This is a genomic window from Brevibacillus sp. FSL K6-0770, assembly GCF_038000275.1.
In the GTDB taxonomy this organism is placed as follows: domain Bacteria; phylum Bacillota; class Bacilli; order Brevibacillales; family Brevibacillaceae; genus Brevibacillus; species Brevibacillus parabrevis.
On the sequence record NZ_JBBOBQ010000001.1, the window covers coordinates 2,784,908 to 2,801,388 of the forward strand.

The following is a 16,481-nucleotide window of genomic DNA, read 5'->3' on the forward strand; positions in this document are numbered from 1 at the left end:
GCGTGCATGACCGCTCATATGTTTCGTATGGGCGGTTTTTTGCGTGCGTGGAGCGGTTGTTGGCCGGTTTTGGGAAAAGAAAAAGCTGCCCTGGTTAGCGGGCAGCGGTTTTGGATGCGAAGCGGATCGCGTGGCTGATCAGGACGTGCAAGACAGAGGTGTGATTTTCGTCCGGGAATTGACGGAACGTGGCTTGTATCTGGCCTGTGCCGAGAGCGGACAGCCTTTTTGCCATGGCCTCAGCTTTGACGTTGACGTGGAAGCGCCCGTCGTTCTCCAGTTCCCCGATCGTCAGGAGCGCTCTGACTTTCAGCTCGTCTGTAAGCCGTTCAGGCAAGCGCCGCTCTTCTTCGAGCAGGACGCTTTCGTTCCAGTGAATGGACGGGCTGCCGGCGATATAGCATTGGTACTCGTGCGGCCGCGTCAACAGGGCGTGCAGCACCAGCAAGCCGCCGAGAGAATGACCGAAGATCGTCTGGCGCGAGGTGTCGATGGAAAAGTCTTTTTCGATAGCAGGCTTCACCGTTTTCTCGATAAACGAAAGAAACCCTTCGGCGCCGCCCATTTCCGGCCATTCTCCGCCGCGCGGATGAGCGGGCAGCTCGTCTTGCGGAACGACATGCGTGAAGTCGTAGTAGCGGGACGGATGGAAGGGCGCTTCCGTCGGATAGCCGATGCCGACGACGATGGCTGGTTGCACGCCTGTTTTTTCAGGAGCGCGGCATTGCAGGCGAATGGCTTCGGTCATCGTGCCGAAAACCGAGTTGGCGTCCAGCAAATAGATGACAGGAAAGCCTGTTGGCGGCGGGGCTGTGTCTGGCGTGCTCACAAATAGGTGGAACGTACGATCGTTGTATGTTATTTTTCTCGTTTGGGAACGGGGAATCGCTACTGCCTCGTAAGTCGTACTGTCCATCATGGGTCACTCTCCATTCGTCCGTAGGCGTCAACTTTTATGTACACGAAACCTATTATATGGACGAAAACCAGAGATTGGCAATAGAGAAATGAGAGAGATTATCACTACGAAAATTGAACATGCCAAGCTTGACTCCTACGATATATTGAGGTAAAGTAAGTTTTACCAACTACATATTGATGCGGACAGGTGTTTACCACGCTATATTTGGTAGACTTAATAGGGAAGTCGGTGAGATTCCGACGCGGTCCCGCCACTGTGATGAGAGAGTTCCATTTGCTTGTGATCGCCACTGATTGAGCCAATCGGGAAGGCCAAATGGAGCAATGACCCCAAGCCAGGAGACCTGCCTGACTGCAAGCACTGTGTAACCTACGGAAGATAGGGAAGTGTTCGAGCGCTCCATTCGTTTGTCATGTTGAATGGATACGATGGGAATCATCATGCGCATTCGACATTTTGGCGTCGAATGCGCTTTTACTTTGGCTAAAAAGTATACAATTGCAGTAAAGGATGAGGGACATGATAATCGCTTTTGATTCAAAAACAGGAAACGTGAGACGATTCGTAAACAAAATCGATCTGCCGCGCGTGGAAATCGATCCGGAGATGGTGCTAGACGAGCCGTTCATCCTGGTGACGTACACGACAGGCTTCGGGCAGGTGCCAGAGAAGGTGGACCGTTTCCTGAAGCGAAATCATGTCTATTTGCGCGGAGTGTCTGCCAGCGGCAATCGCAACTGGGGCACCAGCTTTGCCAAAAGCGCAGATACAATCGCGATCCAGTATGGCGTTCCGGTGATTTCCAAGTTTGAATTGTCCGGTACCGGCCGTGACGTGGAACAATTTACGAGTGGGGTGGCAGCAATTGCGGCACATTGAATTGAACAACCAACTAATGCAGCGTGGAAACGACGGGTTTTACCAATTGGAAAAAGACAGAGAGGCAGTCGCCGTCTTCATGGAGGAAGTGCAGGCGAAGACCATGACCTTCAACAGTGTCAAAGAGCGGATGGACTATTTGATCCAGCATGATTTTTATGAAAATGTGTATGAGGACTACACCGTTGAACAGGTCGACGAAGTTTTCCGACTGGCGCATGACACTGGTTTTCAATTCGCGTCGTACATGGCCATCTCCAAGTTTTACAAAGACTACGCTCTGAAAACGGACGACAAGTCCACGTATTTGGAACAGTACCCGGATCGGGTAGCGATTGTTGCTCTCTCGCTCGGCCGCGGAGACTTCGAGCTTGCGAAGCGCCTGACTGTTTCCATGATGGAGCAGCGTCTCCAGCCGGCTACACCGACATTCCTCAATGCAGGGAAAAGCCGCCGCGGGGAAATGGTCTCCTGCTTCTTGCTGGAAATGGACGACTCCCTGAACTCGATCAACTACGTGCTCGGAACTTGCATGCAGCTCTCGAAAATCGGCGGCGGCGTAGCGGTCAATCTGTCCAAGCTTCGCGGGCGGGGAGAGCCGATCAAAGGCGTCGAGGGCGCAGCCAAAGGCGTCATGCCTGTACTCAAGCTTTTGGAAGATGCGTTTTCCTACGCCGACCAGATGGGACAGCGCAAAGGCTCCGGGGCAGCTTATTACAACATTTTTGGCTGGGACATCAACGAGTTTCTCGATTGCAAAAAGATCAACGCTGACGAAAAATCGCGGATCAAGACATTGTCGATCGGCCTGATTGTGCCGAATGTGTTTTACAAGCTGGCAGAGGAGAACAAGCCTCTGACCGTGTTCGCTCCTTATTCGGTCTACAAGGAATACGGCGTTCATCTGGATGATCTGGATCTCGATCAGATGTACGACGAGTTGGTCGCAAACGAGCGCGTCAAGAAAAAGATCGTCATGAGCGCCCGCGAGATGCTTACCAAGATCGCGATGATCCAGATGGAATCGGGCTATCCGTACATCATGAACAAGACGAATGCGAACAAAAACCACGCGCTCAAAGATATTGGAGCGGTCAAAATGTCCAACCTGTGCACGGAAATTTTCCAGTTGCAGGAGACTACTACGATCACGAATTACGGCGAGGAAGACATTATCCGCCGCGACATCAGTTGCAATCTGGCTTCCCTGAACATCGTCAACGTGATGGAGCACAAAAAAATCCGTGAATCCGTGCGCGAAGGCATCGAAGCGATTACGTCCGTCAGCGATGTAACCCGTGTGGAAAATGCGCCGGGCGTGCAAAAAGCGAACCGCGAGCTGCACTCTGTCGGATTGGGGGCGATGAACCTCAACGGCTACCTCGCGAAAAACAAAATCGCGTATGAGAGTGAAGAAGCAAAAGATTTTGCCCGCACGTTCTTCATGATGATGAACTTTTACTCGCTGGAGATGAGCGCCGAGATTGCCAAGGCAAAAGGGGAAACCTTCATGGGCTTTGAGCAGTCGGAGTACGCCAAGGGCACTTATTTTGACAAATATCTCGCAACCGATTACCGTCCGCGTACGGAAAAAGGCAAGCAGCTGTTCGAGGGCGTGCACATTCCGACGCCAGAGGACTGGGCTTCTCTCAAGCAAAAAGTGCAGGAGAACGGGCTGTATCACGCCTATCGTCTGGCGATTGCTCCGACACAGAGCATTTCCTACATCCAGAATGCGACATCGAGCGTAATGCCGATCGTGGAGCATATCGAGACGAGAACGTATGCGAACTCGACCACGTATTACCCGATGCCGTACTTGACGCAAGAGAACTATTTTTACTACAAGTCTGCCTATGTGATCGACCAGTTCAAAGTCATCGATCTGATTGCCGAAATCCAGGAGCATGTGGATCAAGGGATTTCTACCGTGCTGCACGTCAACAGCAACATCTCGACAAGAGAGCTGGCTCGCTACTATATTTACGCGGCGAAAAAAGGCTTGAAGTCGCTCTACTACACGCGCACCAAGCATCTGACGGTAGAAGAGTGCATTAGCTGCGCCGTTTAACAACAGATGTAGGTCATTGGAACAAGTTGATAGAGAAGAGGAACGCCTTATGAAAGCAGTCAATTGGAACAGGCCGGACGACGATTTTACGATGACGTTTTGGAATCAGAACATCATGCAGTTCTGGACCGATGACGAGATTCCGCTGTCGGACGACAAAATGTCCTGGATGGAGCTGAGCGCTACCGAGCGGGACACGTATAAAAAAGTGCTCGGTGGCCTTACCTTGCTCGATACGGTGCAAGGCGGCGTCGGGATGCCGAAAATCATGGAGCATGTGGACGGATTGCAGCGAAAAGCCGTCCTGGCTTTCATGGGCATGATGGAGCAAATTCACGCCAAGTCTTACAGCAGCATTTTCACGACTTTGGCTGCCACCGAAGAAATCGACGAGATTTTTGCCTGGGTGGAGCGCAATCCGCATCTGCAAAAGAAAGCGGCGTTGATCTCGCAACGCTATCAAAGCATCGAGACAGCGAAAGACTTGTACATGGCGATGGTTGCCTCTGTTTTTCTGGAAAGCTATTTGTTTTACAGCGGCTTCTTCTACCCGCTCTTTTTGGCTGGACAGGGCAAGATGACGAGCAGTGGCGAGATCATCGACCTGATTGTGCGCGACGAAAGCATTCACGGACTGTACGTCGGCGTGCTTGCGCAAGAAGTGTATCAACGCCTCAGCGTCGTCGAGCAGACAGCTGTGAAAGAGGAGCTGTACGCGTTGCTGCACGAGCTGCATGAGAACGAAGAGGCGTATACCGTGTCTCTATATACGGAAATTGGCTTGGCGGACGAAGTGCTGGCTTACGTGCGTTACAACGCGAACAAAGCGTTGATGAACCTGGGACTGGACCCGTTCTTCCCGGAGGAAGAAGTCAATCCGATCGTTTTGAACGGGATTCGGACGCATACGAAGCAGCATGATTTCTTCTCGAAAAAAGGAAATGGCTATGTCCGCACGCTCAACGTCGAGCCGCTGACAGATGATGATTTCCGCTTTGAGTAAAAAGTTAAACGTATGTTTAAAAAGACTGCCGCTCATTGGCAGTCTTTTTTCGATTCCGATCCGAAAATGCGCCAGTAGAATATACGTGAGGTTTGCTCGATAAATAATATTTTAATAGATGGGAAGGAAATGAATCGCCTATTTTCAATATCTTTTCATTTATATTTATGTTATAAATAAATGACGTAACGAGCTGTTTTACTTCTGGTTGTCCAGATAGAATCGTGATCAGCGCGGAAGTGGCAAGCGAGAAGCGATCTGGTCATCGATTACCGATTTGGTCGACTGATTTATCTGACAATTATTCCCGCTCGATCTGATCCCGGTTGTTGGGGCATGAGCGGGCGGAGTGATTGTGTGAATTTTTTCACTAATCAGAGGGTTGCTGAAAAGCACCTTTGCTTTGGAATTACAGGAGGGTTTGTGTCATGCATCAAAAAGGTTCTTCTTCGTTCATCCTCATCATCGGCTTTATGCTGTTCGCTCTGTTCTTCGGAGCGGGGAATCTGATTTTTCCACCAATGCTGGGGCAAATGGCTGGAACGAACGTATGGACGGCCAATGCGGGCTTCCTGGTGACGGGAGTCGGGCTGCCGCTGCTGGCGATTATCGCGTTGGTTTATTCGGGAATGGATGATTTGCGTTCGTTGGCGAGTCGTGTGCATCCGGTATTTGGTCTTGTGTTTACGATTTTGCTCTACTTGGCAATCGGGCCGTTTTTCGCTATTCCGCGATCCGGGAACGTCTCGTTTGAGATCGGAATCAAGCCATTTTTGTCCGAGCAAGCTGGTCCGGTTCCACTGATCGTCTTCACCGTCTTGTTCTTTACACTCGCTTGCCTGTTATCTCTCAATCCTGGGAAAATTATCAATGTAGTCGGAAAAGTCTTGACACCGATCAAGCTGACTTTTATCGGAGTGATTGTGTTGACGGCGATTTTGTTCCCGATTGGCGCGCTGCAAGCACCTGTGACGGATTATCAGTCCAAAGCGTTTTACAAAGGCTTTCAGGACGGCTATTTAACCTTGGACGCTTTGGGGGCATTTGTGTTTGGAATCATCATCGTGAATGCGATCAAGCAAAGAGGCATTACGGCGAAAAAGCAAATTTTGCTCACGTGCGCAAAAGCAACGATGATCGCGGGCGCACTTCTGGCGTTCTTCTACACGGTGCTTGCCTATATGGGTGCTTCCAGTGTGGAGAAGCTTGGTCATCTGGAAAACGGGGCGCAAATTTTGGCCAAGGTGTCCAATTACTACTTCGGCTCTTACGGCGCCGTTTTGCTTGGCCTCATGATTACGATCGCATGCCTGACCACCAGCGTCGGCCTCATTACAGCGTGCTCTTCGTTTTTCCATTCGCTGTTTCCGGCGATCTCGTATAAAAAGTTTGCCGTCATTCTGGCTGTGTTCAGTACACTCGTCGCCAATATCGGCTTGACGGCGCTGATCAAAGTGTCGGTTCCGATCTTGATGACCATGTACCCGATTGCGATTTCCCTCGTCTTTTTAACGTTTATGCACAAAGGATTTGGCGGACGACCAGAGGTGTATCAGGGAAGCTTGCTCGCTACTTTTCTGATCAGCCTGTTTGACGGACTGAACGCGGCAGGTGCCCAGCTTCCCGTCATCAACGACTTCTTTACTCGCTACTTGCCGATGTATACGATCGGGCTTGGCTGGATGCTGCCCGCTGTTGCAGGCGCTGTGATCGGCTACACTATTTACATGATTCGCAAACCTTCTCTGCGGGCACAGGAGCTGCGACTGACCAAGCAGTAAACCGGAAAGCTGGCAGAGTAGAGGCAATCAGGCTGAACTTTGAAATAATTTTGGTGAGTGGAAATAGTTTAGCATGACAAAAACTGGTTTACGTGTTACTGTAAGGAGAAAGGTGCTCTTTTGCTAGATGCGAGAGCACATGCACTCATACCGACAATTTCATATGAGTGGGAACAGGTTCCTTGGCCGCGAAAATCGGCGCAAGGATGAAAAGGGAAGTCGGTGAGAATCCGACACGGTCCCGCCACTGTATGAGGGGAGTTTGCACAGCGATAAGCCACTGGTCGAGACGGACTGGGAAGGCGTTGTGCAGATCGTGATCCTCAAGTCAGGAGACCTGCCTGTTTCGACAACACTGCTTAACCTACGGGAGATAGGGAGGTGTTAGGATGCTGTGATCTCAGTGCTTATTTGGCATTTCTAACGTTCTTTTTGACCGTTGGAAATGCCTTTTTTGATTGGCTTTACAAATACCTTCAATGGATGGGAGAGAAAGCTCATGAAAAGCAGCAACCTGGGATATCCGCGAATCGGCAAAGACCGGGAGTGGAAAAAAGCATTGGAGTCCTTTTGGGCAGGCAAATTGGAAGAGTCAGCGTTCCTTGCGCAAATGGAGCAAATCCGCCAGCAGCATCTGATCAAGCAAAAAGACAAAGGCATCGAGTGGATTCCCGTCAACGACTTTACTTACTACGATCACATGCTGGACATGGCTGTCATGTTCGGACTCGTTCCGAAGCGTTTTGCCTATGATGGCGGCCCGGTACCGCTCGATACGTACTTCGCCATGGCGCGCGGCAACAAAGAAGCTGTCGCAAGCGAAATGACCAAGTGGTTCAATACGAACTATCACTACATCGTTCCTGAGTTTGGCGAACGCCCGCCAGTGCTGGCAGAGAACAGGCCGCTGAAAGCGTACCTGGAGGCCAGGGATCAGCTGGGCATCGTCGGGAAGCCGGTGATTGTCGGGCCGTACACGTTTGTCAAGCTGGCGAAAGGATATGCGAAGGACGAGTTCGAACGCGTTGTCGATCAGATCGTGCCGCTTTACGTGGACGTGCTTCGTGAACTCGAACTGCATGGCGTGGAATGGGTGCAAATCGATGAGCCGGCTTTCGTCCAAGATATTTCCGAGCAGGACAGAGCGCTCATTCGCCGGGTGTACGAACAGTTCAGTCAGGCGCTGCCACACCTCAAGCTGATGGTTCAGACGTATTTCGAAGCGGTGGATTGGTACGAGGAACTGATCGCGCTGCCAGTGGAAGGCTTGGGCCTGGACTTTGTCCACGGAGGAAAAGCGAATTTGGCCAACCTGACGGCACATGGCTTCCCGCAGGAAAAAGTGCTCGGCGCAGGAATCGTCGATGGCCGCAACATTTGGCGCTCGGCCCTGGAGGAAAAGTGGGAGCTGGTCAAGACGATCAGCAATGTGGTCGACCCGGACCGAATTTGGCTACAGCCATCGAGCAGCCTGTTGCATGTTCCCGTCACTGTTGAAGCAGAAACCGATTTGCCTGGGGAAGTTCAAGCGGCATTAGCCTTTGCGGACGAAAAATTGGGAGAAGTGCAGCTTTTAGTCCAAGGATTCCGATTTGGAAAGTATGTTATATCGAAGGAAATTGCCCAGAACGAAAAGGACTTGCTCCGCCTGGCCGAGTCTCCGGCGAGAAACCGGGAGAAAGTACAGCAGGCTCGAAAAGCGCTGGAGACGACAGAAGCCAAACGCGACGTGCCGTTCCACGAGCGCCGCGATATCCAGCAAGCCGCCTGGAAGCTGCCGCTTTTGCCTACAACGACGATCGGCAGTTTCCCGCAGACGGCAGAGGTTCGTCAGGCCAGACAGCAGTACAAAAAAGGGAACTGGACAGTCGAGCAGTACGATGCCTTCATCGCGGAGCAAATCAAGCAGTGGATTGCGATTCAGGAAGAGATCGGGCTGGACGTGCTTGTCCACGGCGAGTTTGAACGGACAGACATGGTCGAATATTTCGGGGAAAAGCTCGATGGCTTCGTCTTCACGAAAAATGGCTGGGTTCAGTCGTACGGTTCCCGTTGCGTCAAGCCACCTGTCATCTACGGCGATGTGCAGTTCGTCGCTCCCATGACCGTCAAAGAGAGCGTATACGCCAAGTCGTTGACGGAAAAACCAGTAAAAGGCATGCTGACAGGTCCGGCGACCATTTTGAACTGGTCATTTGTCCGCGATGACGTCTCCCGCCAAGAGGTGTGCGAACAGATCGCCCTGGCGCTGCAAGCAGAAGTGGAGGCGCTGGAAGCGGCGGGAATCCGCATGATTCAGGTGGATGAGCCTGCGCTGCGGGAAGGCTTGCCGCTCAAGCAGGCAGACAGGGCGGCGTATCTGGACTGGGCCGTCAAATCGTTCCGCGTGGCTACCTCGACAGTTGCCGCGAGCACGCAAATTCACACGCATATGTGCTATTGCGAATTTCACGACTTCATCGACGTCATCAGCGAGCTGGATGCCGACGTCATCTCGATCGAGACGTCCCGCAGCCACGGCGAGCTTGTCTCCGTCTTCGAGACTTGCACGTACGATAAAGGAATCGGCCTGGGCGTATACGACATCCACAGCCCGCGCGTTCCAGCTGTCGCGGAGATCGAAGAGATGGTGTCGCGCGGCGTGCAAGTATTGCCGCCAGCCCAATTCTGGATCAACCCGGATTGCGGTCTGAAGACGCGCGGAAGAGCAGAGACAGTGGAAGCTTTGAAAAACATGGTGGCGGCGACGCATGCTGTGCGTGACCGTTTGACACAAAAAGCATAATCGTATGATGGCAACGAGAGGAGCAGCACAGATGGCAACAGAAGCATGCCCGACCGGACAATCCCGAACCTATTTGACTGATCTCGTGTTCCCGCCGGATACGAACCATCACAATACGATTTTTGGCGGAAAAGTCATGGCGTACGTCGACAAAATCGCCTGCATAGCGGCGATGCGTCATTGCCGGAAGCCTGTCGTCACTGCTTCCAGCGATTCCTTTGATTTTCTCGCGCCGATCAAAACGGGCGAAGCGATCAATCTGGAAGCATACGTCACCTGGACACACAACACGTCGATGGAAGTGTTCGTCAAGGTCGAGTCGGAAAATTTGCTGACGGGCGAAAAGAAAATGACAGCGAGGGCGTACTTGACGATGATCGCGCTCGACGACCAAGGAAAGCCAACGTTAGTGCCGGCTGTCATTCCCGAGACGGAAGAAGAGCGCATCCAGCATGAAAAGGCAAAGCACCGCTACGCATTGAGAAAACAGCGCAAAGCGGAACAATAGAATTTTGCAGCAAAACCCTCACTTTGGTGGGGGTTTTTTGCTGGCACCGATTTATTTACTCACCTTCTTGTCTCTACTATAATAGGCGTAGGAAAAAAGTAGTAAACAATGGAGTGGAGGTTGGCACAAACTTGCAAAACCAGAACGAAGCAGTTGCAGAGATTCACAAGAAAATCAGGACACTTTGGATCACCAGCGCCTTTTTCGGATTGATGTCACTGTTCGGCATCATGACGGGCAATTTTCTTCTGCTCCTGTTGGGGTTGGTGTTTGTTGTACCTGGCATTTGGGCGATTGGAAAATTTAAAAGAATGCTGCAAAACCAGCTTGCCGACTATCAGCCCGGAAAAGGGTTCTCGTTTTTTCGCAAGACAGGAGAACAAAAAATCAAAGTGATCACGTACACCCAAATTGGCATGGCTGGCTTGATTTTGTTCAGCCTGATCACAAAGCTTTCTGTCGGGCCTACGCTGTTTATCGGCCTTTCCGCGCTTGTTTACTTGCAGTTCGTAATGAAGCGCCGGATCAAGGTACATACGAAAATTGACGATGCCACCTTGTTTGAGCTGGAGGAAATCGGGATTATTACGCCAAAAGATATCGTGAAGGCGCTGTACAAAGATTTCGAGAGCTGGCGACATGTGCAGCCCAACAACAAAATCTTTTTGGTCAAACAGGACGCGCTCGTCTGCATCGTCATGCAGGAGCGGCACGAAGCCGTGCGGATGGAATGTCGGCTGCGCGATATCCAAAAGCTTGGCATCGTCGGCAGCGGAAAGAATGGCGAAGGCTTGCTTCTGCTGATCGGGACCGTCCATGATAACGCTGTTCGCCTGAAGCTGGACGGAAAAAGCTTTCAGGATTCCCCCGAAGAGTTTGTCTCGCATTTTTTGCAAGCGTTGGATGAAGCTCTTCAGACTGCTTCACCCGGTACACCCGCTCTTATTCGCGATGGGCGGATGATGCCGCGTCCCGAACTTCAGGAACACGCACCTAGTGAAAAGCCAAGGGTGGTCATTCGGGAAATTGAGCTTCCGTCAAGTGCGGCCAGCAACAACGACAGCGGGCAAGTACCGAGAAAGACAGGTGCGACAGGAAGGCAGCTAGACTTGTAGGAGGGAGAGCATGTTGGCGCAGTCATTGCGAGTCCATGAAATATGCAAGCAAAGCAGGGTAAACGGACCAGGCAACCGTGCTGTCGTCTGGGTGCAAGGCTGCTCCATCGGCTGCCGCGGCTGCTTTAATCCGAATACGCACCCGGACAAGCAAGGCGGTCGGCTCTATGAACCAGACTCTTTAGGGCAAGAACTGGGACGACTGCCAGTTGACGGACTGACCGTTTCCGGAGGAGAACCGCTGGATCAGCCGGAGCAAGTAAGGCGGCTGGTTCAGTCGTTTCGCCAGGTTCACTCGGGCACCGTCCTTTTGTTCACAGGCTATACAGCGGAAGCAATTTTGCGTTGCGAGGAAAAGCGCAAAGCCTTGCTTCTGTTTGACGTGGCGATTGCGGGGCCTTATCAGGCGCAGTCGGAGGAGATTTGGCATGGCAAGAAACTGATTGTGCTGACGAACCGGATCACGCCGGAAGAGTTGATTCCCCAACGAAAAGTCGAACTGGTTCAAGGGGAGCGTTCCTTGCATCTGACTGGTTTTCCTACCGCGAATATTCAATCGAGCCTGTACACATGGCTGTAGGAGGAGTACATACATGCTGCAAGATTTTGTCAAGGAAGTGGAGTATCTGATTCGCGCCAGATACAGCATCCTGTACATTTTTACATCGGAAGAGGAGCGGGCGCTCGATGTGTTCCAAGGGATTAGCGCCAGCCTGAACAAGCGGATTGTGACATGGACAGCGACAAAAGGTCTTGTGCTGAACGGGGAAGAGCTTGACCACAAGAGCACAGATTTTCGCATCGCTCTGACGATGGCCGAAGATTTGGCGAAAGAGCCTACGCTGTTTTTATGGTTTGATCTGCACCCGCTGCTGCGCGGATCGCATGTAAACATCAGAACGTTTCGCGAATTTGCGCAAAAGACGCGGACAGGCTTCCCTTCCAATTCGATTATCATCGCTCCTTCCCTGGAAATTCCTGTAGAGCTGCAGCATGAGATCACGATTCTCGACCTGCCTCTGCCTGACCTGGATGAAGTAATGCAAATCATCCGCAGCTTTACCGATGCGTACGTCGGCCGTCCGGGCATCGTGATCGACCAATCCCCGGAAGTCATAGAAGCGCTGGCCCGGGCCGCCGTAGGTTTGGGGCGCAACGAGATCGAGAACTGTTTGGCGAAGGCGCTGGTTAAAAATCGCGGAATATCCGCAAGCGATGTTTCTACCATTTTGGAAGAGAAGAAGCAGATTGTGCGAAAATCGGGGGTTCTGGAATACATCTCGACAGAATCGCTGAACCTGGAGCAGATCGGCGGACTGGAAAACTTGAAGCGCTGGCTGCTGAGACGAAAAGCGTCGTACTCGGAGGAAGCGAGACAGTTCGGCATCCAGTGGCCAAAAGGGGTCATGCTGGTCGGCGTTCCCGGTTGCGGAAAAAGCTTGTGTGCGAAAAGTGTGGCGGCTGCTTGGCAAATGCCGCTGCTCCGCCTGGACTTGGGACGGGTATTCGCGGGCATCGTCGGTTCATCCGAAGCGAATATTCGCTCGGCGCTCATGATGTGTGAAGCCGTATCGCCGTCGATCGTCTGGATCGATGAAATCGAGAAAGGCTTGTCCGGCGTGGGCAGCGGTTTTTCCGACGGGGGAGTCGCCACGCGCATTTTTGGAACGTTGTTGACCTGGATGCAGGAGAAAAAGAGTCCTGTATTTGTCTTCGCGACTGCCAACAAGATCGAGCAGCTTCCAGCAGAGCTTTTGCGAAAAGGAAGGTTTGACGAAATCTTTTTCGTGGACTTGCCTACACCGGAAGAGCGCGAAGAAATTCTCAAAATCCACCTGGAGCGGCTGAAGCGCAACCCGGCCCGTTTTGACATCGATAGGCTCGTCGAAGTATCGGGCGAGAAATACTGGGGGGAAGGCATACGCCTGACGGGTGCCGAGATTGAGGCTTCGCTCCATGAAGGGCTGATCGATGCTTTTGCGAAGCGCAGTAATCCCGAGGAAAAAGATCGGGATATCGACACGGAAGATATTTTGCTGGCCATGCAGCGCACAGTTCCCTTGGCTAAAGCCAGGCGGGAGGAAATCGAGAAGCTGCGTTCGTGGGCAAAAGAGTTTGCCGTCCGCGCCAGCCTGGCAAGCCCAGCAAGCCCGGCAAATGCCATGGCAGATGGAGTCGCTCGCGAGGAGGCAGTCGGCAGAAATATCGATTTTTAGCCCGGGGAGGGATTCGTGTGAGCCATTGCACGACATTTTCGATGTCATTCCAGGACAAACGCACGCTTTTTCGAGCGTTGCGAACTTTGGGCTACCAGCCGGAGAACGTTGTCTGGACAGAATACAAAAACATGTTCAGTAAAGAATTGATGATTGGCGGAACCGTGCTCGGCAAGCTGCTGACCGGGTTCAAGGATGGGATTCACGTCTATTTCGAGGAGACAAAAGACGGGCTTATCCCTTACTTTGAATCGCATGATTTGTCGCCTGGCCTCCTTCGCCAGCGCTCCGCATCGCTGCTCTCCGAAATCAGGGAGGGGTATTTGCAGGGAACCGTCGAAGCTCTGCGCGACTCGATTGTGGCTGCGGGAGGAACGGTGACGGTAAGCGAGGAAAAGAGCGGGCAAGTGATTTCCTATGTGCTGACGATCGGAACAGATGCGCGGAAGCTGCGGATTTCCATGAACGAGCAGGGAACGGTTGAAGAAGCGGTCGAAGGCGTGCTGGGACGTTCCTGTGCGGAGTTGACGGAAGGAATCGAGCAAAAGCTCTCCAGCCCAAGCGAGCTGGAACGAACATGGACACATGAGTACAACGCGACAGTGGAAGATCAGCAGATTCAAATTTTGAGGTTATATTAGCACAACAGGCAACCGCAAGATCGCCGCACTCCATGCCGGATGCGACGGTCTTTTTCTTTTTCAATCAACTTTTGCCCGGTTGAAAAAGGAGGCGGCATGCAAACCACCCCGGTTTTTCCGCCTGCAATCTTGCCTTGCGAAAAGCGCAATAACTCCTGTCAAAATGCGTTTTTTTGCTTCAAAATGAAGGGTATACTACATTTTCTAAGATGTATTGAAGTGAATTATTTCAAGATATATACTATTCTTGAAAATAGGTTCGCAAAGCAACCGCAAAGGAGTTTTCCGGCATGGATCAGCTCATAACGGAACGGATTCGCAAGCAGTATGGAAACTTGACAGCCAGCCAAAAAATCATCTCCAAAATCGCCCTCGAAAAGCCGAGCCTGCTCGCGATCCACACAGCCAAAAAAATCGCCGAGCTGACCAATACGAGCGAAGCGACGGTCATTCGCTTTTGCTACGCGCTAGGTTATTCCGGCTATACCGAGCTGCAGCAGGAGATCAAGAAATCGCTCTTGACCAGCGAGCAGACGAAAGGGCCGATCCAGAAGTACCGCGACACGGAGGCCGCACTGACGCGCAACAATTACGCCCACCAAGTCATGGAAACCGATATCGCCTACCTCCAGCAAGCTTTGCACCAGATCGACTACGAGTTGTTGCACCAGGCCGTGCAGAGCATCATTTCCGCCAACCGCATCGTTGTCGTCGGTTTTCGCTGGTGCCACATCCCGGCGAAGTGGCTGTTTTCTACCTTAAACGCGATCAAGGGCAACACCCATTTATACACAGGAGCGGTAGACAATGCCGACTATTTTTTGACCGAGCGGGATCAGGAGTGGCTTGTGATTGCGCTGTCCTTTCCTCGCCATCCGAGTGAAACAGTAGCGATGGTGAACTCGGCAAAAGCTTTGGGCGCGAAGGTGCTGGCGATTACCGAAGGCGAGCTGGCCCCGATCAGCCAGGCGGCAGACTTGTTGTTGAAAATCTCCACGCCGCAGCCGGTCGCCACCAGCGGCATGCCTACCTTGTTCTCTGTGCTGAATGCCCTTGTCAAAGGCGTCATGATCCACGACCCCGTCTCTGTGCAAAAAAGGCTCCAGCACTATGACGAAATCAGCTCGACGCTTTATTCGTTCGTGGGAGAGGGGGAGGACGACTTCACGATTTATTGAAACAGCCATTACGCGACTCATAAAGGAGGAACTTTTCATGTCTGTGCCTGTTTGGTTTGCAGCGACGGGAGACAGCTTCATCACCCGCGACCTGCCCTATCGAGACAATGCTTTTCGCGAGATTGCCAGCTTGCTTCAGCGCGCTGATGTGCGCATTGCCAATCTGGAGACGACCGTCCATGACAACGAAGGGTATCCGAGTGCGCAAAGCGGCGGAACTTGGGCCATGTCGCCGCCGTCATCGCTGCAAGTGATGAAAGACTACGGCTTCAACATGATCGGATGGGCGAACAATCACACCCTCGACTATTTGTACGGCGGGCTGGAAGCGACAGAGCGCCACCTGAACGAATACGGATTTGTCCATGCCGGAGCTGGCAAAAATCTGGCGGAGGCTTCTGCTCCCCGCTATCTCGAATGCGAGTCGGCCCGAGTCGCGCTGATCGCGGCGACATCGACCTTTCATCCGTGGTGGGCGGCGGGAGAGCAGCGTGCAGACAGCATCGGACGGCCGGGCGTCAACCCGATGCGCTATGTCATGACCCATCATCTGCCGCCAGAAAAGCTCGCCCAACTGCAAGAGCTGGCGGATTCGACAGACATTAACGCTTTCAGCAAAGTGCTGATCGAGGAAGGCTTCATGAATCATCCGGGCAAAGACGTGTTTTTGTTCGGGGCCTCCCGGTTTATGGCAGGGGAAGAGGCGGGAACATCGACACAGCCGCACCCACGCGATCTGGACAGGATGGTCAGACGAATCGGGGAAGCGAAGCGGCGCGCGGATTACGTCGTCGTAAGCATCCACGCGCACGAGATGAAAGGCTTGGACAAAGAAGTGCCTGCCGACTTTTTGCCGACTTTTGCCAAAGCGTGCATCGACGCCGGGGCACACGCGGTCGTCGGACACGGCCCGCATCTGTTGCGCGGCATTGAAATTTACAAAAACCGCCCGATCTTCTACAGTCTGGGAGACTTCGTGTTCCAAACCGAGCTTGTCACTTCGCAGCCAGCGGACTTTTACGAGCAATACGGACTGGACCATTCGCACAACGTCGCTGATGCGCTGGAAGCGATGAGCGCTGGCTATACGCGCGGACTGTGCGTGCACAAAGAAGTGTGGCAGTCCGTCATCCCGCTTTGGAAAATGGAGGGTGGCGAGCTAAGCGAGCTGGAGCTGCACCCGATTGAACTCGGCTTCGAGGAGCCTGTCTACCGGATGGGCTGGCCGAGGTTGAGTGCAGATCCCGAGATATTGCAAGGACTGAAAACGATGAGTGAAGCGTATGGAACCGTGATTGAGATCGAGGATGGAATCGGCCGCGTGAGGTTGAGAAAAGACTGAGTAATTGCCTTGCCCCCACCTATTGGAATGGAGTGATTCA

At 52.5% G+C, this 16,481-nt stretch carries 13 protein-coding genes and 2 riboswitches; of the genes, 12 read left to right on the forward strand and 1 reads right to left on the reverse strand.

What is annotated here, in order from left to right; all coding sequences use genetic code 11:
* Positions 1 to 94: 94 nt before the first annotated feature.
* Positions 95 to 916: an alpha/beta hydrolase gene (locus NST23_RS13665; RefSeq protein WP_328140641.1), complete on the reverse strand. Its 822-nt coding sequence runs from the start codon at positions 914 to 916 to the stop codon at positions 95 to 97.
* Positions 917 to 1,089: 173 nt separating this feature from the next.
* Positions 1,090 to 1,287, forward strand: a riboswitch (cobalamin riboswitch).
* A gap of 154 nt (positions 1,288 to 1,441) precedes the next feature.
* Here NST23_RS13665 and nrdI point away from each other — a divergent pair.
* The 12 genes from nrdI (at position 1,442) to NST23_RS13725 (ending at position 16,441) form a co-directional block, all read left to right on the forward strand.
* Positions 1,442 to 1,801 carry a class Ib ribonucleoside-diphosphate reductase assembly flavoprotein NrdI gene (nrdI, locus tag NST23_RS13670; protein WP_173595946.1) on the forward strand — a complete coding sequence of 120 codons (360 nt, stop codon included), beginning with the start codon at positions 1,442 to 1,444 and terminating at the stop codon, positions 1,799 to 1,801.
* The gene (nrdE, locus tag NST23_RS13675; protein ID WP_173595947.1) at positions 1,788 to 3,872 is read left to right on the forward strand and encodes a class 1b ribonucleoside-diphosphate reductase subunit alpha; all 2,085 of its coding nucleotides are present in this window, start codon (positions 1,788 to 1,790) and stop codon (positions 3,870 to 3,872) included. The genes nrdI and nrdE overlap by 14 nt, the downstream gene beginning before the upstream one ends.
* 49 nt (positions 3,873 to 3,921) lie before the next feature.
* Complete coding sequence (gene nrdF, locus NST23_RS13680; RefSeq protein WP_122963319.1) at positions 3,922 to 4,875, forward strand: class 1b ribonucleoside-diphosphate reductase subunit beta; 954 nt, start codon at positions 3,922 to 3,924, stop codon at positions 4,873 to 4,875.
* Positions 4,876 to 5,303: 428 nt separating this feature from the next.
* Positions 5,304 to 6,656, forward strand: coding sequence for a branched-chain amino acid transport system II carrier protein (gene brnQ / locus NST23_RS13685; protein ID WP_122963318.1), 1,353 nt, complete (start codon positions 5,304 to 5,306; stop codon positions 6,654 to 6,656).
* A 158-nt stretch (positions 6,657 to 6,814) separates the two neighbouring features.
* A riboswitch (cobalamin riboswitch) is annotated at positions 6,815 to 7,015 on the forward strand.
* 140 nt (positions 7,016 to 7,155) lie between these two features.
* Entirely contained in the window at positions 7,156 to 9,441 is a 2,286-nt protein-coding gene (metE, locus tag NST23_RS13690; protein ID WP_242771504.1) for a 5-methyltetrahydropteroyltriglutamate--homocysteine S-methyltransferase, read from the forward strand.
* A 31-nt stretch (positions 9,442 to 9,472) separates the two neighbouring features.
* A complete protein-coding gene (locus tag NST23_RS13695) occupies positions 9,473 to 9,949 on the forward strand; it encodes an acyl-CoA thioesterase (protein ID WP_229049910.1) in 477 nt (158 codons plus the stop codon).
* A gap of 131 nt (positions 9,950 to 10,080) precedes the next feature.
* Positions 10,081 to 11,064, forward strand: coding sequence for a hypothetical protein (locus tag NST23_RS13700; protein ID WP_173595950.1), 984 nt, complete (start codon positions 10,081 to 10,083; stop codon positions 11,062 to 11,064).
* Positions 11,065 to 11,074: 10 nt separating this feature from the next.
* The gene (locus tag NST23_RS13705) at positions 11,075 to 11,644 is read left to right on the forward strand and encodes a 4Fe-4S single cluster domain-containing protein (RefSeq protein ID WP_173595951.1); all 570 of its coding nucleotides are present in this window, start codon (positions 11,075 to 11,077) and stop codon (positions 11,642 to 11,644) included.
* A gap of 13 nt (positions 11,645 to 11,657) precedes the next feature.
* Positions 11,658 to 13,280 (forward strand): AAA family ATPase, encoded by a 1,623-nt coding sequence (locus tag NST23_RS13710; protein WP_340963837.1) that lies wholly within the window; start codon positions 11,658 to 11,660, stop codon positions 13,278 to 13,280.
* Positions 13,281 to 13,297: 17 nt separating this feature from the next.
* Positions 13,298 to 13,921, forward strand: a complete 624-nt coding sequence (locus NST23_RS13715) for a DUF2997 domain-containing protein (protein ID WP_122963313.1) — start codon at positions 13,298 to 13,300, stop codon at positions 13,919 to 13,921.
* Between the two features lie 290 nt (positions 13,922 to 14,211).
* Positions 14,212 to 15,099 carry a MurR/RpiR family transcriptional regulator gene (locus tag NST23_RS13720; protein ID WP_063231037.1) on the forward strand — a complete coding sequence of 296 codons (888 nt, stop codon included), beginning with the start codon at positions 14,212 to 14,214 and terminating at the stop codon, positions 15,097 to 15,099.
* Positions 15,100 to 15,136: 37 nt separating this feature from the next.
* Positions 15,137 to 16,441, forward strand: coding sequence for a CapA family protein (locus tag NST23_RS13725; RefSeq protein WP_122963311.1), 1,305 nt, complete (start codon positions 15,137 to 15,139; stop codon positions 16,439 to 16,441).
* The last annotated feature ends 40 nt before the right edge of the window (positions 16,442 to 16,481 follow it).

What these genes read in the sequence shown, in the direction of transcription:
- NST23_RS13705 (WP_173595951.1), top strand. Translation starts at nt 11,075, where the DNA reads ATGTTGGCGCAGTCATTGCGAGTCCATGAAATATGCAAGCAAAGCAGG.
- brnQ (WP_122963318.1), top strand. Translation starts at nt 5,304, where the DNA reads ATGCATCAAAAAGGTTCTTCTTCGTTCATCCTCATCATCGGCTTTATG.
- NST23_RS13710 (WP_340963837.1), top strand. Translation starts at nt 11,658, where the DNA reads ATGCTGCAAGATTTTGTCAAGGAAGTGGAGTATCTGATTCGCGCCAGA.
- nrdI (WP_173595946.1), top strand. Translation starts at nt 1,442, where the DNA reads ATGATAATCGCTTTTGATTCAAAAACAGGAAACGTGAGACGATTCGTA.
- NST23_RS13720 (WP_063231037.1), top strand. Translation starts at nt 14,212, where the DNA reads ATGGATCAGCTCATAACGGAACGGATTCGCAAGCAGTATGGAAACTTG.
- metE (WP_242771504.1), top strand. Translation starts at nt 7,156, where the DNA reads ATGAAAAGCAGCAACCTGGGATATCCGCGAATCGGCAAAGACCGGGAG.
- NST23_RS13665 (WP_328140641.1), bottom strand. Translation starts at nt 916, where the DNA reads ATGGACAGTACGACTTACGAGGCAGTAGCGATTCCCCGTTCCCAAACG.
- nrdF (WP_122963319.1), top strand. Translation starts at nt 3,922, where the DNA reads ATGAAAGCAGTCAATTGGAACAGGCCGGACGACGATTTTACGATGACG.
- NST23_RS13695 (WP_229049910.1), top strand. Translation starts at nt 9,473, where the DNA reads ATGGCAACAGAAGCATGCCCGACCGGACAATCCCGAACCTATTTGACT.
- NST23_RS13725 (WP_122963311.1), top strand. Translation starts at nt 15,137, where the DNA reads ATGTCTGTGCCTGTTTGGTTTGCAGCGACGGGAGACAGCTTCATCACC.